Origin of the sequence: Peptostreptococcus faecalis (assembly GCF_900240845.1) — a bacterium.
Taxonomy (GTDB): domain Bacteria; phylum Bacillota; class Clostridia; order Peptostreptococcales; family Peptostreptococcaceae; genus Peptostreptococcus; species Peptostreptococcus faecalis.
In genome coordinates, this window is the sequence record NZ_OERU01000003.1 from 56432 (window position 1) to 80514 (window position 24083).

18 protein-coding genes are annotated in these 24083 nt (G+C 32.2%); all 18 read left to right on the forward strand.

Going from position 1 to position 24083, the window contains the following annotated elements:
• Nucleotides 1-9 precede the first annotated feature (9 nt).
• The 18 genes from C0982_RS07010 (at nucleotide 10) to C0982_RS07095 (ending at nucleotide 24044) form a co-directional block, all read left to right on the forward strand.
• Complete coding sequence (locus tag C0982_RS07010; protein WP_101773521.1) at nucleotides 10-390, forward strand: hypothetical protein; 381 nt, start codon at nucleotides 10-12, stop codon at nucleotides 388-390.
• 478 nt (nucleotides 391-868) lie between these two features.
• The gene (tnpA, locus tag C0982_RS07015) at nucleotides 869-1270 is read left to right on the forward strand and encodes an IS200/IS605 family transposase (RefSeq protein ID WP_101773522.1); all 402 of its coding nucleotides are present in this window, start codon (nucleotides 869-871) and stop codon (nucleotides 1268-1270) included.
• A 24-nt stretch (nucleotides 1271-1294) separates the two neighbouring features.
• Nucleotides 1295-2413 (forward strand): RNA-guided endonuclease TnpB family protein, encoded by a 1119-nt coding sequence (locus C0982_RS07020; RefSeq protein WP_101773523.1) that lies wholly within the window; start codon nucleotides 1295-1297, stop codon nucleotides 2411-2413.
• 165 nt (nucleotides 2414-2578) lie between these two features.
• Nucleotides 2579-4741 carry a phage tail tape measure protein gene (locus C0982_RS07025; protein ID WP_101773524.1) on the forward strand — a complete coding sequence of 721 codons (2163 nt, stop codon included), beginning with the start codon at nucleotides 2579-2581 and terminating at the stop codon, nucleotides 4739-4741.
• 570 nt (nucleotides 4742-5311) lie between these two features.
• Nucleotides 5312-6562: an RNA-guided endonuclease InsQ/TnpB family protein gene (locus C0982_RS07035; protein ID WP_101773525.1), complete on the forward strand. Its 1251-nt coding sequence runs from the start codon at nucleotides 5312-5314 to the stop codon at nucleotides 6560-6562.
• Between the two features lie 158 nt (nucleotides 6563-6720).
• Entirely contained in the window at nucleotides 6721-12744 is a 6024-nt protein-coding gene (locus C0982_RS07040) for a hypothetical protein (protein WP_101773526.1), read from the forward strand.
• 186 nt (nucleotides 12745-12930) lie between these two features.
• Nucleotides 12931-14532 (forward strand): phage tail protein, encoded by a 1602-nt coding sequence (locus C0982_RS07045; protein WP_101773527.1) that lies wholly within the window; start codon nucleotides 12931-12933, stop codon nucleotides 14530-14532.
• Nucleotides 14533-14546: 14 nt separating this feature from the next.
• Nucleotides 14547-16292, forward strand: a complete 1746-nt coding sequence (locus C0982_RS07050) for a coiled-coil domain-containing protein (RefSeq protein ID WP_101773528.1) — start codon at nucleotides 14547-14549, stop codon at nucleotides 16290-16292.
• 10 nt (nucleotides 16293-16302) lie between these two features.
• Nucleotides 16303-16467, forward strand: a complete 165-nt coding sequence (locus C0982_RS10550) for a hypothetical protein (RefSeq protein ID WP_180946903.1) — start codon at nucleotides 16303-16305, stop codon at nucleotides 16465-16467.
• On the forward strand, nucleotides 16468-19149 hold the full coding sequence (locus C0982_RS07055) for a BppU family phage baseplate upper protein (protein ID WP_101773529.1): 2682 nt from the start codon (nucleotides 16468-16470) through the stop codon (nucleotides 19147-19149).
• Between the two features lie 14 nt (nucleotides 19150-19163).
• A complete protein-coding gene (locus C0982_RS07060) occupies nucleotides 19164-19484 on the forward strand; it encodes a hypothetical protein (protein WP_101773530.1) in 321 nt (106 codons plus the stop codon).
• A gap of 77 nt (nucleotides 19485-19561) precedes the next feature.
• Nucleotides 19562-19690, forward strand: a complete 129-nt coding sequence (locus tag C0982_RS10805) for a CD1375 family protein (RefSeq protein ID WP_278336043.1) — start codon at nucleotides 19562-19564, stop codon at nucleotides 19688-19690.
• A gap of 61 nt (nucleotides 19691-19751) precedes the next feature.
• Complete coding sequence (locus tag C0982_RS07070; RefSeq protein WP_101773532.1) at nucleotides 19752-20516, forward strand: hypothetical protein; 765 nt, start codon at nucleotides 19752-19754, stop codon at nucleotides 20514-20516.
• 18 nt (nucleotides 20517-20534) lie between these two features.
• Nucleotides 20535-21215 (forward strand): hypothetical protein, encoded by a 681-nt coding sequence (locus C0982_RS07075; RefSeq protein WP_101773533.1) that lies wholly within the window; start codon nucleotides 20535-20537, stop codon nucleotides 21213-21215.
• Between the two features lie 8 nt (nucleotides 21216-21223).
• Nucleotides 21224-22420: an outer membrane protein assembly factor BamB family protein gene (locus tag C0982_RS07080; RefSeq protein WP_101773534.1), complete on the forward strand. Its 1197-nt coding sequence runs from the start codon at nucleotides 21224-21226 to the stop codon at nucleotides 22418-22420.
• A gap of 19 nt (nucleotides 22421-22439) precedes the next feature.
• On the forward strand, nucleotides 22440-22736 hold the full coding sequence (locus C0982_RS07085; protein ID WP_101773535.1) for a DUF7365 family protein: 297 nt from the start codon (nucleotides 22440-22442) through the stop codon (nucleotides 22734-22736).
• A 1-nt stretch (nucleotide 22737) separates the two neighbouring features.
• On the forward strand, nucleotides 22738-23022 hold the full coding sequence (locus tag C0982_RS07090) for a phage holin family protein (RefSeq protein WP_101773536.1): 285 nt from the start codon (nucleotides 22738-22740) through the stop codon (nucleotides 23020-23022).
• Nucleotides 23022-24044: an N-acetylmuramoyl-L-alanine amidase gene (locus C0982_RS07095; RefSeq protein ID WP_101773537.1), complete on the forward strand. Its 1023-nt coding sequence runs from the start codon at nucleotides 23022-23024 to the stop codon at nucleotides 24042-24044. The genes C0982_RS07090 and C0982_RS07095 overlap by 1 nt, the downstream gene beginning before the upstream one ends.
• Nucleotides 24045-24083: the final 39 nt, after the last annotated feature.

A 24083-nucleotide genomic window follows, 5' to 3' on the forward strand; every position in this document is an offset into this window, starting at 1 on the left:
GGTGAAAATATGGTCTTTGGATCGATTGAAGAGTGTGAAGCTTATATAAAGAGTTGTATGACACAAACAACCCCAGTTATGGCACAAAAAACTCAAGAAGAAGGAAAGAACATAATATCCGGACAGGTTGGTGGAATAACAGGAAGTTTGGCAAATTCAGTGTTTATATTGGGAACATCAGCAAATTCAATGGAGGTAGGAATAGAGGATAGAGGTGGTGGAAATGATTATTCATGGACATCACAGGTTTATAGAACTCATTTCTTTCCGATGTACGGATTAGAGAAAGGCCACACATGGAATAGAGGTGCCACAACAATTATAGGTTTTTCAAGCGAGAAAACCCACGATTTTAATCGTGTGGATGAAAGCTTGTCAAATACACTGTAAGCATATAGAGAAATCTGTATGTAGTGAATACATAAAACTCATGTATTCCAATTAAGAAACTGAATTGCTGGAAATTCGTAAAGCTAACTTAACTACAACGCAAAGATAATACAAAACTTAAACGTGAATGTGGCGAGAGCAGAAAAAATAAGTTAGATGGCATAAGGTTAAACCCTAAGTGCTTTAAAATTGAAAATCAGCATCCAAGCCTAGAAATAGGAAGGTTCAACGACTATTCCTCTTGAGGGAAGTACATCACAAGCCATTGGTGATGGAAGTGGTTTCGCCTTAGCACGTAATGGTGAAGGATAAGATATAGTCTGTGCTTGCACGAAAGTGTAAGAAGTTCATAAGAGAACTGTATAGATAGTAGCGAATCTATATGAACAAACTTCACACAAAAAAAAGAAAGTATAATAGTTTTAATATTGTGTATAAAACTATTGATTTCGTACACTAAATAGCATATAATAAAATTATGAATAATGAATACAGAGACTCAAAAACAACTGTTTCGTTAATCAATTATCATTTTGTTTTTTGTCCAAGATATCGAAGGAAAATATTTGAAGATTCCAAAGTAGATATTAGATTTAAATCAGTCATTCAAGAAATATGTATTGAGAATGATTGGGATATTATTGCAATAGAGACAGATAAAGAGCATTGCCATTTATTCATAAATGTACAACCTATATATTCTCCTTCTGAAATAATGAAGATAATAAAAGGTATTACATCACGAAAATTAAGGCAAGAATTTGAACATTTAAGCAAAATGCCAAGTGTTTGGACAAGGTCATTTTTTGTTTCAACTGCTGGTGATGTATCTAGTAAAATAATTAAAAGATATGTTGAAAATCAAAGAACAAGATACTGATTATACGTTAAGGAGGTGACAGAAATGAAAAAGGCACATAAGATACGTATTTACCCAAATACTAAACAACAGATACAATTTCAAAAAACATTTGGATGCGTAAGATTTTACTGGAATTTTATTTTAAACCAAACTCAAACAAATTATAAAATGAAACAAGAAGATGAAATGTATTTAGAAGACAAGACAACATATGCAATTCTTAAAAAACAAGAAGAATATTCATGGTTAAAAGAAGTTGAAGCTCAACCATTAAGCCAAGTGACTATGGATTTAAGAAAAGCATACAAAAATACATTTAAATCTAAGTTTGGGCTCCCTAAATTCAAGAGTAAAAAATACTCTAAAAAATCTTATAGGACAGCAGCTGGAATGAAGGTGAATGAAAACTACTGTTATATATCTAGAGTTGGGTGGGTAAAAATGGCGGAGAAGTTACGATTTAAAGGAAAATTAATGAATGTAACAATCAGTCAATCTAAATCTGGAAAATACTTTGCAGCATTCTTAGTAGAAACTGAAAATGTTGAACTAGAACCAGTCGAAAATAAAATTGGCTTAGATTTAGGTCTTTCTCATTTCTGTGTAGCTTCCACAGGAGAAAAAATAGATAACAAAAAATTCTATCATTCTCTTGAAAAGCGACTAATAATTGAACAAAGAAAACTTTCAAAACGTTTAGAGATAGCCAAAAAACATAATCGTAAATTAGATGATTGTAAAAACTATCAAAAACAAAAAAAGAAAGTTGCTTTAATACATGAAAAGATATTCAATCAAAGAAATAATTTTTTACATCAAATTTCTTCAAGAATAACTGATGAAAACCAAGTCATTTGTATAGAAGATTTAAACGTAAAAAACATGATTAAAGATCATAAATTAGCGAAATCAATAGCCGATGTATCGTGGAGTGAATTCGTAAGACAATTAGAGTACAAGTCTAAATGGAAAGGAAGAAAACTTGTTAAGGTAGATAGATTCTTCCCTAGTTCTCAAATTTGTTCTAAATGTGGACACAATGATGGCAAGAAAGAGTTAACCATAAGAGAATGGACTTGTTCTAATTGCAACACGAATCACGATAGAGATATCAATGCGAGCATAAATATTAAAACCGAAGGACTTTCGGGGTTAGCTTAGTAAATTTACTATCAATAGATGGTATTACCTAAGAACCCCACGATTTTAATCGTGTGGAGTGTCAGGATTACATGGGAATCATGGGCTTCTGGAAACTTAGATAAGATATTCTTAGAAACAATGAGTGGTCTAGGAGTACCTATAGGATAAGGAAGGAGTGATTTTTTGGCTGAGTTTAGAATAAAAAGTACATTAGATCTCAGTACAGATGAAGCAAAGAGCAAAATGAAAGCTCTTGAAAATGAAAAGATTAAAGCTAAATTAGAACTAGATGCCGAAAGTAGTAAGAAAGCCCTTAACAGTTTAGATAAAGCGTCAAAGCAATCTCAACAGAATAGGGTCAAAGATGCAAAGAAGGCAGAAAATGAATTAGCTGGGATAGATAGAAAAAAGCTAAATGAATATAAAAGATTAGGGCAGGAAAAAGCTTCTTTAAGTAATAAGTTTGCTAAAGCTGAAAGCGATAATGCTAGAAAGAATTTAGATAAAAATATTAGAGATAGACAACGACAGATGTCTGGACTATACAAACAAATGTCTAGTGAACAGCAAAAAATAGCAAAACAGATGGACACTCAAATGTTCGGTGCTAAATCAGGCAATGGCTTACTGAAGGCATTTGGACGAATAGATAAAGATGCTTTAAAGATAAAAAATACTATCAGAAGTCTAGATGGGGATATAACTAAAACCTTAGGGAATAAGCTATCTAAACAAATGGATGGATTTTATAAAGGATTAGATAAAAAACCTGTCAATAACGCTACGTATGAAAACGCTAGAAGGACGATGAATAGTTATCAACAAAGTGCTAAAGCTTTGAAAGAAATTTCCTCTCTAGAAAAATCATATGGAAGTAGACAAACGGCTGTAAACAATAGACTGGGTGGTTTAAGTAATCTAGTAACGCAAAAAGCTGGGGCTGAACTAAATAAAAATTTAAGCCAATCTTTTTCACAAATTAGAGGAAAAGATATAACTTCAACAGCTAGTAAAATGAAAGTTTTTGGAACTGAATTAAACAGGACAGCTACAGCAAGTAAACAATTACAAGGATTAGATAAGACAATAAATAGATTGTCTGGATTAGAAAGTGGTTTAAAACCTAAAACTATTAATGGTCTTAGACAAGGGATAGTCGATTTATCTAAATCACCTTCATTAGGAACAGCAAGTTTTGATTCCGAATTAAAAAAAGTAAATACGCAAATGACAGTAGCGAGCCGATATCAAGGCCGAATGGCAAAACTTAAAGATGATTTTAAGATGTCCATGTTCGGAACCTCAATGGGATATTTGGCTGGCTCTTTTTTACGTTCTCAAGTAACTGGAGCAATCCAAACTTTTAAAGATTTAGATGCTTCAATGACAGATATAAAGAAGGTAGCAAATCCTAGAGATGTAGCGACAGAATCTCAAACAAAAGCTATTAGAAAACAAGCTATCCAAATAGCGAAAGATGTTGGGATGGCTTCATCTGATGTCCAATCATCAATAGCTACAGCATTACAATCTGGTATGGGCGGTATGAAAGAGTCTATGGCAGTTGCAAGAAAATCTATGATATTAGCTAACGTTGGTGATATGGATAAAGTTGAGGCAACAAAAGCTGTCAATACCATAGTTAAATCTTTCAACTTAGACCCTTTAGGGAAACAAAGAGTTAACGTAAAGGGAATGTCAAAAGAAACAACACAATTAGCTAATGCAATGGACTTGCTTAACTATGCAGGTAATAATTATGCTATATCTTCAGCAGGTGTAGCCGAGGCATTACAGCGTGGTGGTGGAGTTATGAAAGCATATGGAATGAACTTAGCCGATTCTGTTGCAATGATTACAGCCACAAATGAACCAATACAGAATCCAGAAAAAGTTGGTAATGGTTTAAAATCTATTGCTATTAATATGGCTGGTATTACAACCAGTGCCAAAGATGGGACACTCCATGCGAATAAAACAGCTAAGGCACTTCAAGAAATTGCTGGCGTTGATATATATAAAGATAAGGCAAAAGGATCTCTTAAATCCCAAGTTGAACTTTTAGATGAAGTTCAGAAAAAATGGGGTGGATTAAACGATGCTCAAAGAGCCGGTCTATCTGAGTCTATAGCAGGTAAACATAGAGCGGATATATTCCAAGCTTTAATGGGGAATTACGAAACATTTAAGAAACTTCGTAATGAGTTTAGCCAAGGAGACCACTTTGGTTCAGCTGAAGCCGAAAACGAAAAATATGTAAACTCATTAGCTGGTAAGACAAACAAGCTAAAAGAGACCATGACTTCCATAGGAACTGGTCTTATAAATGGGAAGGCTGTTTATTAGGAACGTAGTGATATAAACGAGAATCCTCGTGATTTTAATCATGAGATGAATCGTAAAATAGATACGTAAATAGTAAGCATATAGAGAAATCTGTATGTAGAGGTGAGAGAAATTCATCCAATACTACTTGAATTGCTGGAAACCCCTAAAGCTAGTAAAACTACAACATAGAGATGAAATATACTCAAGTGTGAATGTTGCGAAAGCAGAAAAAAATTACTAGATAACATAAGGTTAAATCCTAAGTGTTCTACAATAATGGGCAATCAGCAGGTAAGCTCCGAATAGGAGAAACTTCAACGACTATTCCTCTTGAGGGAAGTACACACAAGCGTGTGGAAGTGGGTAGACCTTAACACGTAATGGTGAAGGATAAGATATAGTCTGTGCTTGCACGAAAGTGTAAGAAGTTCATAAGAGAACTGTATAGATAGTAGCGAATCTATATGAACGAGACCTCAAAAATGATAAAGTACAAGGTTCAAGGCATTAGTCCAGAAAACTTTTACAAAAATATGGGCTTATTCAGTAAAATGCGGTACAATTGCCTTATAGAAAAGAGGTGAGAAAATGTATTTAACTGTAAAGCAACAAGTAAAACAATTATCTAAGGAAGACTATAAAAATATAAGAGAACTATCTCATGTAGCTAAAAACTTAGCAAATGAAGCTATATATAATATTCGTCAGTATTATTTTCAAGAAGGAGAATATTTGAACTACGAAAAAAATTATGTATTACTAAAAGATAGTGAAAACTATAAAAAACTAAATTCTAATATGGCACAACAAATATTAAAAGAAGTAGATGGTTCTTTTAAGTCCTTTTTCAGTCTTATTAAATTAGCTAAGAAAGGAAAGTATTCATTTAGAAATATTAAATTGCCAAAATATCTTCCAAAAGATGGATTTACGACACTTATTATAGGATTTGTTAGATTAAAGGGAAATCTTTTAACTATACCATATTCTAATCAATTTAAAAAAGAACATTCAACTGTTACTATAAAAATCCCACAAATTCTTTTAGATAAAAAGATAAAGGAGATAAGAATTATACCTAAAGCTAAAGCTAGGTTCTTTGAGATTCAATATACTTATGAAGTTGAGAAAGAACAAAGAAATTTAGACAAAAACAAAGCACTAGCAATAGATTTAGGAATTAATAATTTAGCTACTTGTGTGGTATCAACAGGTGAATCCTTCATAGTTGATGGGAGAAGGTTAAAATCTATAAATCAAGGATATAATAAGCAAAATGCAATATTACAAAGCATTAAAGATAATCAAAAATATGGGAAAAGACCTACAAATAGACAATATAGAATTGCTGAAAAAAGAAATAATAAAGTCAATGATTATATGTCTAAAACAGCAAGGATAATAATTAATTATTGCCTTAAAAATAATATTGGAAAAATAGTTTGTGGGTATAATGAAACATTTCAAAGAAACAGTAAACTTGGCAGAATAAACAATCAAAACTTTACAAATATACCATTTGGTAAACTAAGAGAAAAGTTGGAGTATCTATGTGAATTATATGGTATAGAGTTTAAAAAACAAGAAGAAAGTTATACTTCTAAAGCAAGTTTCTTTGATAATGATGAAATCCCAACATATAACAATGATAATCCAAAAGAATATGTATTCTCTGGCAAAAGAGTAAAAAGAGGATTGTATAAAACAAAAAAAGGATTAATCTTAAATGCAGATGTAAATGGAGCGTTAAACATATTAAAGAAAAGTAACGTTGTACCCTTAGAAGGGTTATACACTAGAGGCGAACTGGACACGCCAATACGTATCAAAGTAGTTTAAGCTATGGAGAACGTAAATAGGTTTAATTAATAAACCTTAGAACCCTGTGATTTTAATCATAGGAGGTTCAGGGTGGGTTAGATGCTCTTAATGCTTTTGCTGGAGGTTTAGATAAATTAGTAGGTTTTGCAGAAAAATATAATCTTCAACTACCTGTTATGGCATCAGGGCTAGGGATGTTAAAAAGTTCATTTAATGGGTTTAAGACACCTATAAAAACGTGGGAAGAATTACTTGGGAACGATACTCCTAAGAAACATTCTAAAGCTACAAACAAACCGAAAATAACAGCAGATTCTTTCTCTAAACCTAGAGATATAAAAGAACAAACAAATGCAGTAAATACATTGACTAAAGCTAATGATAAAAATACTCAATCTATAAGATCTAATGTCAAGGCAAGTGAAAGAACACCAGAACAAGCAAAAGCTGTTAGAAAAGAATTAGCATCTCAATTTAAGACTGTTGATTCATTAGGTAAAGCAAAAGAGAAAGATTTAGATATAACTAAAAAAGGGATTTCAGCTAATATTAAGGCAGCCGAAAGTGCTAAACAACACAGAAAAGGGATATCTGGACAAGTCCAAGAACTTAAGTCTTTAAATAAAGTTAGTTCACAATCGTCCAAAATAGGTATAGGAGATAAAATCAGTGGAGTAACAAAAGGAATAGGTGGGGTAGCTAAAAATCTATTATCTGGTGTTGGAGGAATGTTAGCAACAGGTGCTTTATATGGTGGAGCTACTTTAGCTATATCTAAAGGATTAGAATATGGGTATAAAGGATACCAAAAGTTAACTAATGGTGTGAACATGTCTAGGCAAGCCCACATAGATAGAAGAAATGCCTTAGTAGGTGAGAACAAAGCTATTTCTTCAAATATAAACTTTTTACAAAACAATAAAAAAGAATATGATTCTTTAAGAAATAAACAAAAGCAGTTATCAAACACGCCATATGAGAATATGTCAGAATCGCAAAAGGCTGATATGGACAAATTAAAGGCATATAATGAAAAAATTGCCGATATGTTCCCTAATATGGTTAAAGGTTATGATAAAGATGGAAACCCAATTGTGTCCATGAGTGCTAACGCAGATGGTCTGATTAAAAGACTAAAAGTGGCACAAGAGTCAAAAGAAAGATTAATAAAACAAGAAAATCAAAGCATAGCAGACAAGAACTTAACTGAAATGACTAGGGGCGAGTCTATAGGTGATAGCATAATCGGTCGCATAAACAATAAAAACAAAAGCGTTTCAGATTATTACAAAAATCTAGCAAAACAAAGCATGAAAGATTATGCTTTTACAGATATGTCTAAGTTTTTACCAAAAAACAAAACACACAGCGATGCTTTGTTAGGTGATGATTCTTGGAAAAAAAGACAGGCAAAATGGAAAGAGGGCTACAATAGTTACAAAAAAGAAGTAGACAAAACCTATGGGGAACTAGCTAATGACATAGCTAAATATGACAAAGCTAACGCCCATAATGCATCAGTAGGGCAACAAAGCTTACTCGATTCTGGGAGATTTAAAAACTTAAAAAATTCTGCAAAAGAAGCAATCTCCGAAATGGGCTCTATGCTTACATGGGGTAAAATAAGCACGACAGATGGTGTAAGCTTTTTAAATAAATTAGGAGAAAATGCCGACCCGTCAAAAATACAAAATTGGACAAAACAATTAAATAAATTAAACGAAGCGTATAAGATGGATAAAGATAGGCAAACTTATCAGGCTGGCATAAAGAGCTTGGCTGATGAAATGGCTAAATCTACAAACGGAAGAGCAAAAGACTATATCAAAATGCTTGAAGATGTTGATAGGGGATACGCTAATTTAGAAGAAAAAAGAACCGCAGATTATATGAAGAAGAAAGGTACTAAGTTTAGTGACTTAATGGAAGGTGGATCTAAAGGATCTTATGCTGACAAAGTTCAACAAGAAATAAGGGACATAATGTCAGCTGAACAACTTCTTATGAATGCAAGAACAACCGCCCAAAAGAAAAATGCTTTAAGTGAAATTGCTTCATATGATGGTTTAGGTTCTGGCGTTCAAAATTGGGCAAAAGCACTAAGTAATCAAAATGGTATTTCAGATGCTAGTATGTCCGCTTTCTCTAAGGTGCTAGGAGCGATAGAGAATTATGACCCTAAAAATAAAAATGCCGCAAAAGACCTAAGTAATATAAAGAAAGCACTTAATACTGGTGATATAAAAAATGGAATGAGTATCGCTGACGTACTCTCTCTCACTAAGGACGAATTAGAAGCGATAAGGAATATTGACCCTAATGGAAATGCCGGTAATATATTTGAAAAAATGTTAACGGGTGGAGAACAGCTTAAAAATAGCTTGAAAAATGTTCAAGATTTTTATTCTAAAGGTGATAATAAGATTGAACTAGAGGCTGAGGTTGCATTAAAGATAGCGGATGCTAACTTAAATACAAAGGAACTTGAAGGTCTAGAAAAAGCTGTCCAAAAAATAGAAGATAGTAAAAAGAATATGTTTCGAGGTGAAGGAGCAAAATATTTTTCAGGAACAAATGGGGATGTGAATAAGGCATATGAGAATATGTCTAAGACTGATGAGGGTGTTAAGTTTGCTATCCGCTCTGGTGCAAGTGAAGAAGTTAATAAGTATCGTGAGGGGGTTTCACGTTTAAGCGATAGCTATAACCAACTTAATAGTGAAATGAAAAAAAGCATAGATTCTTTAAGTGGAAAGGAATTTAGTTCATATTTAGATACTTTTTCTAAACTTGACGATAAAATGAAATCGTTTGTAAAGAATAATAATATAGTTTCAGAAAGTGGTATCAAGGCTGCAAGTGGTCTTTATGATATTGGTAAAAGTACCGGTCTTTCAGATATTCAATCTGAAACAATGGTAAAAGTAGTGATAAGTACAGTGGGGGAAGAAGGGGCGTCTAGAGTTAAATCATATTTAGACAGTTTGCCAGCTGAAAAAAGAGTAAATGTAACAGCACAGCTAAGTGGTGAAAATGGTGAAGGATTCGCACAAGGGTATGACGCTTTAATGCAACATTTCAATGGTGACACTAAACTTGTCCAAAAAGTAGCTTTTGAATTAGAAAATCAAGGACAAGGGGATCTTATTTCACAACTGAGACCGGACAATTTAAAGGAAACTTTAAAGGTAAAAGCTGAGATAGATATAGATAATATGGATGGTTTTTCGGGAAAAGAACTTCCTCCAAAAAAACAAAGAGTAGAGATTGAAGAAAGCGAAACAAGTGGTTCAAAAGAATTACCACCAAAGAAACAGAAGGTTACACCCGAAATTGCAACAGACGCTTTAAATGGTGGATTTGCAGGACTAAACGCTCACTTGCCACCTATTAAACAAAAGGTAGAAATTGAACAACCAGCACCACCAGCTCCAATTGAGGCTGCACCATACATATTCCAAAAACCAGTAATTCCTCAACCAGACCCACCTCAAGTCGGGCCTATAGCGGCACCACAAGTTGAAACGCCAGTTACACCTGAACCAACTCTGCCGGCAATGCCAGCTTTACCGGCGCCACAAATGCAGGCACCTACAATGCCAGTACCAATTATGCCAGTCTTACCTGTGTTCCCCGCTCCGATAGTAGGAACACCAATCATTCCAAAACCTACATTACCTAGTATGGGGACAATACCTGCACCAAAAATAGGTATGCCAACTGTGCCTAAACCATCTTTACCAAAGATGGATACTATAGCTGCACCAAAGGTTAATACACCTAAGGTTCCAGCACCAACAATGCCTAAAGTCGAACCAATAAAAATAAGTATTCCTTCGGTAAAAGTCCCAGATGTAAAAGGGCAATTAGCTAAGATACCTAAAAGCACAACGGCTACAGTTAGGGTAATAGACAATGCATCGGGGCCGGCAAGAGCAGCTGCGGGTGCTGTTAGATCATTCCCTACTGGAACAAGAGTAGCGACATTAATTACAAAATATGTAACTCAAGGTTCACCAGGTGGTGGTGGAGGGAAAGGTGGAGGAAAGTCTCTTGATATTAAAAGAGATGAAATAGACTCTAAATTAGAAAAACTTAAAAAGTTAAAGAACTCTAATTATTTCAATCTTAAAGATCTTTCCATCTTTAGAAAAAAGAATACTCAACTTAATCCTCTAGCAACAGCACCAGTAATGGGAGCAGTAGCAACAAGTGATGGTTCTATGTCTACACCAATTGGTGGTTATATAGGTGGAACAGCTTCACCTATGGATGAAGACATCGTGTCTTTAGTTAATGAATTCAAGAATAGAACTCTCAAAGGATTTGACTATAAAGGAATTACAGCTTTAGATAGACTGAGTTATTCCTTAAAGGAAATACAATTTGGATTAAAAGAAGATATTAATCTTCTTCATGAAATGGAAAGAGCAGTTAATAGAGTAAATAATTCTATTAAAAGAATAGACTTAAATATGCAAAGAGCTCGTGGCTCTGAAAAAGTGTCTATGCTTTTCCTTCAGAACGACCAAATAAGAGAATCAATAAGACGTTCTCAAGCACATCGAGCGGCATTAGTAGTAGAAAGAGATGCATATAGAAATATGTTGAGGACTGAAGGGTTCAAATTTACACCAGACGGAACTCTGACAGCAAACTATTACGCTCAAATGGCTAAATATAAAGAGCGTGATTTAGCTATCGAAAAAGAATTAGAGAAGTTAAAAGATGGCAAAGGCGCTGATAGCAAGAGAAAGAAACTTGAAGAAGAAAAGAAAGAAATTGAAAGAAAAAGAAAAACACTTGATGAATACGAGAAAACAGTAGATAAAATTGTTGATGTGGATTATGGAATTAAAGAACATGAAGTGAAGATAGATAATAATGTTGATGAGGTTGAAAAATTAAGGATTTCTGCATGGAAAGAAAATTATGAGGCCGCAACAAAAATTATGGATTCTGCTATAAAAGCAATAAATAATTCACTAGATATATATTCTATTAAGTTTAAATATGCTTTTGGTATGGATAGATTAAATATCTTAGACGCACAAACATCCAAATATAGAGAGATGAATACAGTTATCGAAAGTAATATTAATACCTTAAATAACTTAAAATCAAATCTACAAGGACGTTTAGAAAAACATGGGTTTACTTTTAATGGAGATAACATCTCAAATTATCAGACACACATGGCACAGCTTAAAGATACTTCCACTCTATATGAAGATATTAAAAGTTTAGCATCTCAATATTTCGACATTGTTGAAAGCAAAATTCCAGATTATAATAAGAAAATGGAAGAAATGAACCAAAAGGTTAAAGACAATGCGAAACAAAAGCTTGAAGACACTAAAACGATAGAAGATAAAATTACTAGCATGTTAAAGAAACAGGCTGATGAAAGAATAAAAGCTATCGAGAAGGAAAGTAAAGCTAGAGAAGATGCTATAAAGAAAAAGAAAGATGAATATAATGAGGCTAGAAAAGAAGCTGATTATCAAGATGATTACCAAAAGAAATTAAAGGAAATTGAAAAACTTGAGAAAAAGCGTGATATATATACAAAAGATACTAGCCAAAAAGGGCAAAAAGAACTTCAAAAAATAAATGAAGAACTAGAAAAGAAAGTAGAAGAACTTCAGAAAAGCGTTGAAAAACACGTGGATGATAAAGTAAATAAGATATATGATGATGAGTCTAAAAGATTAGCTGATGAATTGAAAGAACTTAAAGAAAAAAGAGATGAGGAATATACTGACGCTGAATTATTGAAAAAAGCTCAAGAGGCTATACAATCGGGGCAATTTACTGATTGGGATGGTAATGTGAAAGATCTTCAAACAGCGTTGATAGATTATATGAATGAGTTTGAAGGCGGATTATCAGCAACAGGAGCTTTAATTCAAGCAGAACTAATCGCCAAATTAAAGGTGGCTAATGATACAATAGCAAGTTTTAAGGAAAATCTCGACATACTTGGAGTAGGTGATTATAATTTAGGTGGTTACATACAGCATTCTAAATATAATGAGTTAGAAGATAGAAGAAAAGAATCTACCAACAACATTACCTATAACAAGTCTTTAGTAGAAATCCAAGGCAATGTAGATACTGGAACATATGAGAAGATACTTGCTGAAGTTCAAAAATATATAAAACAGCACGAAAGAGATTTAAGAAGCAATATAAGATAACTCAATAGTAAAAAATAGAGCGAGGGTTAATGCCTTCGCTTTTTCTATTGGAAAGGAGGAACGATTATAAAAAGAAATATCTACCTAGACTCAGCAAAAAATAAATATACCGTTCATTTATCAACCATAAGCGGAAGATATTTAGGGCAAATTCCTTCAAATGCAATTACTGAGATATCTAGAAATGTGGGTGAACATTCTGTAATACAATTAAAGATACCTAAGTATTATTTAGATATTTTTAGTCAAACAGAGAAAATATATCCTCTTTTTAAAGAAATAAAAAATGAAAGAAGAATAATCTTGAATGAAAATGAAGTCTTTCTGATAAAATCGATTGAGACGCAAAATGAACAAGTCTTAGAATTAGAAGCAAAAACAAGTGAAATAAGACTTGCTGAAATAGATGTAGAATTAGAAGATTGTGGGCTATCTTTTTTTCAAGAAGATGAAGAAAGTGAAATATTAAGTTTAGATAAATACCTATATCAAGAATCTGGTTGGAAATTAGGCGAAGTCACAGACTTGGTTAAATATGAACCAGGCACCGAAACCGAAAGAGTTAGATGGATAGAGAATGTAGAAAAGAAATGGTATGACTTTATCACAAAAGACTTATGTGAAAGTTTCGATTGCATGGTTTCTTTTGATTCGTGGAACAAGACAATTGACTTTTTTAAGGAAGAAGAATTGGTAGATGAAATAGGTTTATATCTTTCAAAAGACAATTACATAAAATCATTGGAAAGAGAATATGATTCAGACAAAATTGTTACACGTTTAAAAGTTGTAGGAAATGATGAAATGGATATAATAGGTTCTGTTTGTACAGGTGAACCATACATAGAAGATTATACATATTTCCTTGAAAATGATGAGATGACGGAAGAATTAATAGAAGCTTTAAAAAAATACTATGAGATTGTAATTGAAAGAGAAAAGATATGGAAAAGATATGTTGATGAAAGAGTGAAAAAACTTGAAGAAAAAAGAATACTTGGTTCAGAACATATTGATCTAGAGGCTCAAATCACAGCATTAGAAGATATATTAGAAGAGTATGAAAGACCACCTGGTGAAGATAAAGTAAGGGCGGCTGAAATAATATCTAAGATAACAAAACTTAGAGATAGAAAATCTCTTGTAATAAGTTCCATAGAGTTCTTAGAGGAAGAACTAAAAGCTCTAGAAGGGTCTATAAATAATATAATAACTCTCTGCAAGAAACCAACAGCGACTGACAATGAAGGAAACCTTATTTTTACAAAAGAACTTTTAGAAGAATTAATGAACTATAACTACACAGAAATCTATAAAAATGATTCCTTTTTAACTGAAAATGTAGGTGAATTAATTGAATTAGCAAAGCGTAAGTTGAGAGAAAAAAGCTATCCAACGAGAAAGTGGGATATAGATGTTGTTAATTTTTTAGAAAGATTGAATCCTTTAAATAGATTAAATTGGAATGGACAGATGTCTTTAGGTGATTTAGTCATTCTGTATGATAGGGAAAATGATACTGAAGAGTTTATATATTTTACTGGATATTCTCATAAAGTTAGGTCAAACGAGTTATCTATAAAATTATCTAATAAAAAAACAGTAAAAGAAGATGGTATAACTATAGCTGATTACTTAACTCAGGCTAAAAACGCAATGAGGGCAATAGATGCTAAAAAATATTTATTTATTCAACAAAAATATAATAGGTTAAATCTTCCAAAGGAATATATACCTAAGTATAAAGAAAAAGAAAGAGATAGACCAGAGGGAATAATAATTGACTAAAGGAGGTGTTTTGAATGATATCAGATAACTCACCTTCCTTAGGTTGGATAAGAGTTACAGGAACAGTTGTTACTTATAGAAACAAAATTTATTACGTTCCAGATGATTTTACTGAAAAAAAGTATATTTACTGGGATGCTGAACAACCGGGAAGATTTATTTTTTCAAATACGATTTTGAATGAAAGCACAACTAGATTCCTTGTTTTAATTAACAAAGATGGACAACACACGATTACACATTCAAAGAATGAGTATTTTAATATATCTTTTGGCGCTAGCAAATTAGCTACAGTGGAAAAGAAAATTTATGGAATGTATGAAGAATTTCAAGAAGAGAATGGAAAAAATACAACAAAATTTTCAAACATAACCCAAACGTTAGATAAAATCAATCAAACTGTTGGGTCTATAACTACACAAACTACTAGTATAGAAGAAAGCATTTCACAAATTAATCAGACAGCGAATGATATTATTTTAGAAGTTAAAAATACAAAGAAAACTTTTTCTAATAACATATTAAAGGATAACATTAATCAAGGTTTTATGGATCTTATGTCTGGAATAGGTGTTTTCCAAATGGCAATGGAAAGAATTATGGCTGATGAGAAGAAAGATTTTGGTGGAGGGACTGAAGAACAAGATGAAATAGATGCCCATATATCGAAATTGACAGAATTAAAAGAAGAACTTTTTACATTTCTTAGGGAAGTCGCAAAAAGTGAGGACTTGTCTGATGATATATTAAAAAAATTAGAGAAAATAGAAAATCCAATTATACCAGAAATCAATATAGCAGAAAAAAATCTAAAAGATATTATAGAAGGTGCTGGGCAAGATAGAAACTATAGTCCTTCAGATAGAAAAAGTATATATGAATTTTTCGCAAAATATATCTCTGTTTTAAATCAACATAAGAATTATTTAGATGAAGTTTTAATCCTTGGAACTGGTGGAAAGATATCAGAAATTATAGGAAAAATGTTTTTAGACAGTTCTAAAGGTGGTTTTAGTTTTTCCGAAAAAATTAATGGTATAGTAGATAAACAATCTGAATTCAAGGTTTCGTTAGATGGGATAGAGACAAAGCTAAGCGATAAGGTTAGTAGTACTGAAATTTCTATATTAAGAGGTGAAATAAGATCTAAAGTAAGTGACTCAGATTTTCAGACTGAAATAAAACAGCTAGGGGATAAAATCACTTCAAAAGTAAGTTCTAGTGAAGTCACGTCTATAATTGAACAAAACCCAAAATCTATAAAGTTAGCATTTAACAAAATTGATTCAGCGTCTGCTGTATTTGATGATAAAGGTTTAACTATTAATAAGGGATTTGTAGCTGTAGACTGTTTAACCGTTCCAAATAATCATGAACCTATTATAAATCTGTTTACGGATCAATATGCTGGAGATGGTTTTGATCCAAAAATAGATGCTAGAAAAACTGGAAATGGGAAAGCGATAAGACTTCAATATTCATCTTATCATTATATATACGTAGGTAATAATACTTTTGATGTTTATTTAAATGGTGGTGATAGAGGTAAGTTTAGTGTTAAAGAACTATCCACTCAAGACAGTTGGGACGGAACTACTTATGCAGCAAGAGTTAATAATGAACATTTAGCTACAAGAAAGTATGTAAATAATTACATTGGTGGAACGCTTAGGCGAAATAGTGATTGTATTTATATAGAAGTTGATGGAAAAAGGGTTCGATTTTACCCAAACAAGACATGGGATATAGATGGGTTTTAAGGAGGATAATTTGGAATTTAATAAAGATATGTATATAGAAGTTTTGCAAAGTCAAGTAAATTCATTTCTTGATGAAAAGTTAAAACTTATAACTATGTATGAAGCAGAAAAAAGAAAAAGATTGGAATTAGAAGAGATAATAGAAAACAACAAAAAAATTGAACAGGAGGCTTAAATGACAGAAAGTATTAATAAAGACTACCCCCTAATAATTGACTTGCTTAAAAGTGATGATAGAGGATTAAACAAGGGGATTATGTTTAATGAATCTGATAAAAATACAGCTTTCGTAAATGCACAAATAGTTAGGGATGAAGTTCCTGTTAACTTGGTCGGTGCAATTATATACCTAAATGTAGACAAGCCAAATAGAACAAAATTACAGGTAGAAGTAGAGATAGAGAATCCAGAGGAGGGGAAGGTTAAACTTCCCTTTTCAGAAAATACTTTGAATTTTGCTGGACTTGCGTCATTTCAACTTCAGATTGAAGTAGGAGATAAGACATCAATAACACCAAAATATTATTTCACAATAGAAACTGGGAATATAACTGATGAAGATATTATGGATAGTAACGAATACCCTATACTTACGAAAGAAAGAGAACGAGTAGAGCAAGCTTTAAATAACTCAAAAATTGCTATGGAACGTGCTGACAACTTATTATTAACTCAAATTGAAGCTAATAATAAAATGAATAACGCAGAATTAATTAGAAAAGAAAACGAGTTAAAAAGAAGGAATGCTGAAACTCAAAGAGGTGTTGAGTTTGAGGATATGAAAATAACTATTTCTCAAGAATTGGCATCCATAGAGAAGATAGTCGAACAAGCTACTGAGTTAAAAAAAGTAGCACTAAGAAACGAATTAAATAAAGACTTTGAAGAAAAATTTAATGAAACACAGATTTTATTTGACGGAATAACTAATAAAAAGGTGCTTGAACTCAAAGAATATTCCGATTCTCAAATTGAACCAGTTAAAAATGAAATTAGAGAAAAACTAAAGACAATACCACCAGTAGAAGAATTAAAAGGTAGAGATGGAACTTCTATAACATTAAAAGGAAAAGTAGACAATATAGATGAACTTCCGACTTTAGAGAAATCTTCTTTGGGGGACATATATGTTGTTGGTGAAACCTTATATATGAACAATATAACCGAGTGGGTTGATATAGGAGGATTTAGAGCGGGGCCTCAAGGTCTAAGAGGTGAACCGGGCAAAGATGGTGTCAATGGTAAAGATGGGGTAGATGGCAAAGACGGAATTGATGGTAAAGATGGATATTCTATTTATGTAAAAGGAACTTTAACAAGTGAGGAAAATCTTCCTTCTATTGACGATAGTAGAAACGGTGATATGTATGTTATAAATGGAGAATTATATTTATTTACCGGTGAAAATAGTTGGTCTAATTTAGGTAAATTTGTTGGGCCTCAAGGTCTAAGAGGTGAACCGGGCAAAGATGGTGTCAATGGTAAAGATGGGGTAGATGGCAAAGACGGATTGACTCAAGATTTAACCCCAATTACAACAAGAATGGACGAAATAGAACAAAAGGTAGAAGAAAATAAAATAGAAATAGAAATCGTAGACAACTTAACTACTGGGGGTTCTAATAAAGTTCTTTCAGCAGAACAAGGTAAAGTTTTGTTCGCGCAAGTCTCCGATATAGAAGAAAGGACAGGGGTTGTAAATAACTTAGAAGATGGTGGAATAGACAAACCACTATCCGCTGAAATGGGTAAACAACTTTTTCAATCTGTCAGTGATGGTAAGACAAAGATAGCTAGTGCAATCACTGACAAAGGGATAAGCACTAGCCCTACAGATACTTTTGATGTAATGAGTGGAAATATAAAAGATATAAAAACTGGGTATGGCGTGGGGGATGTATTAGAGTTGGATTCTGTAGATTTTGAATATAAATTGGACTATTCACCAGAATTTTTACATAAAATACAATTCAGTGGGAATAGTGTTTCAAGTCTATCACTTGATGTAAAGGATAGCGTGTTATACCTTTATTCAAACCCTCACATTACATATTATAATTTGACTGAAAATGGATTGATTCAAAAGTCTGCTGATGTAACAAAAAATGAACATACCCGTATTATTCCATGTCCATCTAATAAAACCATTTATGCTACAACAATAGGGGGAAAACCTTTGGTTACTTCATATGACTATTCTTTTAATAAAAAATATACTTATGAAGGCGAACTTCTATATAACTCTTGGATTAGAGGTATGGCTATTTCTGATGAAGATAAAATTGATATATATGTAACAAACTATACTCCTGATTCTGGCAAACTTATTTCCTTGTCAGAATATTTAATTAAAAATTGGGAATTAGATTTAAATGGAGCAAGAGACGTAACAGTTCTCAATAAAGACACTATAATATTTTCAAATTCATCTGTGATAAAGTCTGTAAATAGTAAAGGTGTATTGAAAAAGAGTCTGGAGACTTTAGGTGCTATTCAATTATTTTCTGATAAAGATAATGGTTATATAAATGGATATAATGACAAAAAGATATTTCAGTTAAACACCAACTTAGAAATTATTTGGGAAAAAACATTAGAAAATGAAATCCTTAGTTCTTATTATAATTCTGAAGAAAAAGTATATATTATCTTATCTAAAGCAAAAGGGGGGTATTTATCAGTAATAGATGGATTTAATGAATATGGTGAAAATGTTTTTAATGTAGAAAGTCAGGCATTTTATGATGAAAATCAAAAAATATTTTCTATAGAAAATATCATTCTACATACAGGGTCAAACAAAGGTATAGTTTATACGATTAAGAACCCAAAAATTAATAGAATAAAAATAAAATAAAGGAGTGAAGTGCATTGTATTTAATATTTGACAAAAAAGAATTAGAAGAAAAGAAAATTTTAGAGGTGAGCCTGATATATTACATAGAACCACCAAAAGAATTTACTTACATTGAAATTAAAGAGGAAGATTTTCCAAAAGATAAAGATGGTTACAGCAAGAAGGTTTTTTATAATAAAGAAAACAATGAAGTTTATGCAGAGTATGAAGAAGTTATAAATGAAGAAAATCCATTAAAAAAAGAAATAGAACAACTTAAAACAGCGAATGTCAACTTAGCTGAGTCAATAGCACAGATTTATGAGACAGTCTTAGACATTCCAAAAGAAATATAATGATTAAGAACTTTTTTAATAAAATAAGGTTCTTTTTTTTATGCTTAAATTTAACTTTGAAAGGAGGTGAAGAAGATATGGTATATGTATATGTAACATTAATCGTTGCTGGTAGACGTACATTTAAACAAGTTCCTACCACTGTAAAGGAAGAAGTTAAAAATGAACTAATAGCTATGGAACTTAGCAAGTTAGTAGAAGAGTAGGGTTTAATGCCAGCCTTTTGGCTGGCTAATACCTAATTTAATAGTGAAAGAAGTGAATAATATGATAGATTTTTTGCATTTATTTAAATTTGATTTAAGAAAAGAAGCTGATGAATGTTTCACTATGATAGTGGATGGGGAGGTTGTCACAAATATTCCTACTTTACATGCTGGTGAAACATCTAGAGGAATAAGAATATCCGTAGTAAACTTCAAATATGATGAAAAGATGTCTTGCTATGCTTATTTCAAGTCTAAACAAGATAATGAGTTAATAAGAGTTAAACCTTTTTCTAGGACAAAGAATTTATTTGATATATATTACCCAAGACTTCCAGTAGGGGAATATGAGTGTGAGATAATTCTTTGTTATGATGGAAAGACAATTTCATCTGGAATTTTTACTGGGGTATGTGAAGAAACTTTAGCTAATGAATTTGCAACAGATGTAGAGATATCTACTACAGTTCAAGACATAATAAATACTTATGATACGTATTCTGAATTATATAAGAAAAGGCTTATAGAAGTTGGAACCCTTAGTGAAAAATCAACGAGTATCATTAATAACTTAAATGATAAAGAAAAACAACTTGAAGAACTAATAGAAAATATCCCTAGCGTAGAAACAGACAAGGGTTTTATTTTTGTGCAAAAAAAAACGACACCTATTTGGGAAGTTACACATAATCTAGGGAAATATCCAAGTGTAGTAATAACAGATAATGGTGGAAACACAGTATATGGAGACATTTCATATATTAGTGAAAACAAATTAATCATAAGTTTCTCTATTGGATTTAGTGGGAAAGCTTATTTGAATTAAATAGGAGGTAATGAATATATGAAATTTCTTAATAATATAGATCTTGGGAAAAATCAAATAGAAAATGTAGTTTTACATTCATTGATTAAAGAACCAGATTCCCCTGAAATAGGGCAATTGTATTTCAATATGAACGAAAAGCGAGCTTATATTTATATCGGGAATAGGTGGTTGGCTTTGGACGCCAAAGACGCAAGTCCAACAGCTGTTTCTATAGTGAATACTATCAATGAAGGGTCTGCATTGATTAATATTGGAAAAGTAGAAGGGCTAGAGAGCAAATTAGCGCCACTAGAGACGAAAGAAGGTTCTCAAAATAAAGCAAATACAGCTCTAAATCAAGCAAAAGAATTTACGCGAACTGAAATTGCAAAAGTGATAGGTGGGGCAAGTGAGCAGTACGACACTTTGAAAGAAATAGAAGATTTGTTGAAAAATAACTCCGATATAACAGAAATAATCAATATATTGAATTCAAAGACAACTAAATATGTAGAAGTCATAGGGGATGGAATTGCGACAGAGTTTGATGTAAGACATATGTTGAATTCTCAAGATGTAATCGTTCAGTTAAGAGAAAACATATCACCTTTCGAGACTGTTTACACAGATATAGAAATTATAGATGAAAACTCAGTGAGAGTTAAGTTTGCGAAAGCACCTAATACCAATGAATACAAAGTGATTACTATAGGGTAGGTGATGAAATGAAAATTTTATCTGAAATAAAAAATGAAGATTTAGATAAAAAAATTAATGGTAAAATCGATAAAAAAGATGTTATACAAGATATTTCAATCGGTGGAATAGATAAAGTTATATCCGCTGAAGCTGCTAAACAACTTTTTCAATCTGTCAGTGATGGTAAGACAAAGATAGCTAGTGCAATCACTGACAAAGGGATAAGCACTAGCCCTACAGATACTTTTGATGTAATGAGTGGGAATATAAAGGATATAAAAACTGGCTATGGTGTTGGGGATATTGTTTTACCAAAAAATATAAAAGAAATACAAGAATATACACCAAATAATACTATATGGAAAACAGGTCGAATTGATTGGGGTTTGAGCATAGTCGTTGATAAAGAAACGGATGTTTACCTTGGCGGGACACAAGGTATAATTTACAAACTTGACAAATATGGGAAAAAAATGTGGGAATATAAAGGACACACCGATTGGATATATTCATTGGTTATAGACAACCAAGCTAATATCTACAGTGGATCTAAAGATACAACAGTTCACAAAGTAGACAAAAATGGAAATTGTATATGGAAATATATAGAGGGAATATCATATATCGAAGATTTAACTGTAGATGGAGATAATAATATTTATATCGCTGACCATGGTAGGGTGTTACATAAAATCAATAAGGATGGAAAAAAGATATGGCAATATAAAGGCTATAATATAAGATTGTCTGCTGTAACGGTAGACTTAGAATTTAATGTATATTGCGGAGGAGCCTCTTATGGAGTTCACAAACTTGATAAAAATGGAAACAAGATATGGGCATATGTTCCTGATTCAACAAATGTTGTAACACTGATTGTTGACGAAGAATCCAATATATATATTGGATATGAAAGTGGGAATGTTCATAAAATAGATAAAGAAGGGAACAAAATATGGGAATATGCCGAACATCGTAAAAAAATATCCTCATTAGCTATAGATAGTCGATCTAATATCTATAGTGGATCTGAAGACACAACGGTTCATAAAATAGATAAGAGTGGGAAAAAAATTTGGAGATACACTGATTATAACAGTAAAGTACTTAGCATTTGTGTGGATTCAAATAATGAAATTTACTGTTGTGGAAATGGTTATACCGTTCATAAGTTTTCTAATGGGGAAAGTTATGAAACTACAGGGTATAAAATTCTAAATTAACATAAAAGAAGGTGATTATTTGAGTGAACAAGAGGTTTACTTCATAATATTAAAGATAGTTACAGTAGCAATTCCAATAATAATAGGAATCGTAACAATAACAGAAAAACTCACAAAACCAATAAATCAATTAGATAAAACTATTTCTAATCTTAATGCAACGATATCAAGCCTTCAAGAGAGTAATAAGGTTCAAGATAAAAGGTTGGATAGACATGGGCGTGAAATAGACGAAACAAAACATAAGATTATAGAACATAATACTAGAATTGGGAATGTAGAGAAAGATATAGAAGAATTGAAAGGTGGTAGATAATATGATAAATTTTACTGATTATATAAATGTAACAACATTGGTGTTTTGTTTAGCATTGGGATATGCTTTAAAAAATTGGGTGACTAAATATAACAACAACTTTGTACCTATTGGATTAGCTCTAATAGGTGCTGTAGCATGCTGTTTTACAGTAGGTGAAATCAATATTGAGGTAATTACAGCTGGAATGATAAGTGGTTTAATAAGTACAGGGCTACATCAAACTTTTACAAGATTCATTGAAGGGATATCAGAAGTTGCGGAAAACAAAAGAGGTGATATTTAATGAAGATAGCCTTAACAGTAGGACATAGTATACTTAAAGGTGGACAAAGAACTTCAGCTAGTGGATATATAAATGAATATAGATACAACAAAGCTTTAGCCCCTTATGTAAAAGAAGAGCTTGAACTCTTAGGTCATAAATGCGATTTATTCATATGTCCTGAGTATACTTTTACAAATGCATCTCAAGAAAGAACCTATAAGCTGCCTAAAATTAATAATGGTGGATATGATAGATGTTGTGAACTTCACCTTAATGCTTTTAATGGTACGGCTAAAGGTGAAGAAGTCTATTACTACAGTGGTGATAGCACTGGTGGATCAATTGCAACAATAATGTCAAAGAATATAGCAAGCCTTGGTTTCGATAACAGGGGTGCTAAGGGAACAAGAAACTTATATATGATAACTCAGACAAAGCCTACAGCTATTTTAGTTGAGGCTTTTTTTTGTGACAACAAAAAGGACAGTGATCTAGCTAACAGTGTTGGTTATAGAAAAATGGCGAAAGCAATAGCATATGGATTAGTCCAAAAAACTTATGATGGAAAGAGTGGGGGGGGTGGGGTAGTCAATCCTGAACCACCAAAAGAAAACAATACTTCACCTCAAACATCTAATGCAGGATATTATGTAAAAACATCTACAAAAGGTGATGTTTTAAATGTAAGAGATTCAGTAGGTAATAATGGTAAAATAATGTCCACTCTACAAGATGGTTCTATTATATATGTGGAATCTATACATAAAAATACAAGTGGAACTTGGTATAAAATAAGAAATAGAGGATATGTTCATAGTAATTATTGTGTAGGCATATCTAAACCAATGATTGTATTATACCAATCTGGGGCAAATGATTACAATAAAAAGATTGCTGATATTATAGGTGAAAGACATAATAAACCTGTATATGTAGAAGATAAAACCAAAACTAGTAAGGATTATGAAATCATGTATGTAGGTGGTGGAAAAGACAGATACCATACAGCCGCAATTGCAGCCGACAAGTATCTTAATTAATAAGTATAGGGTGGGTTATCCCACCCTTATTAAGTAAAG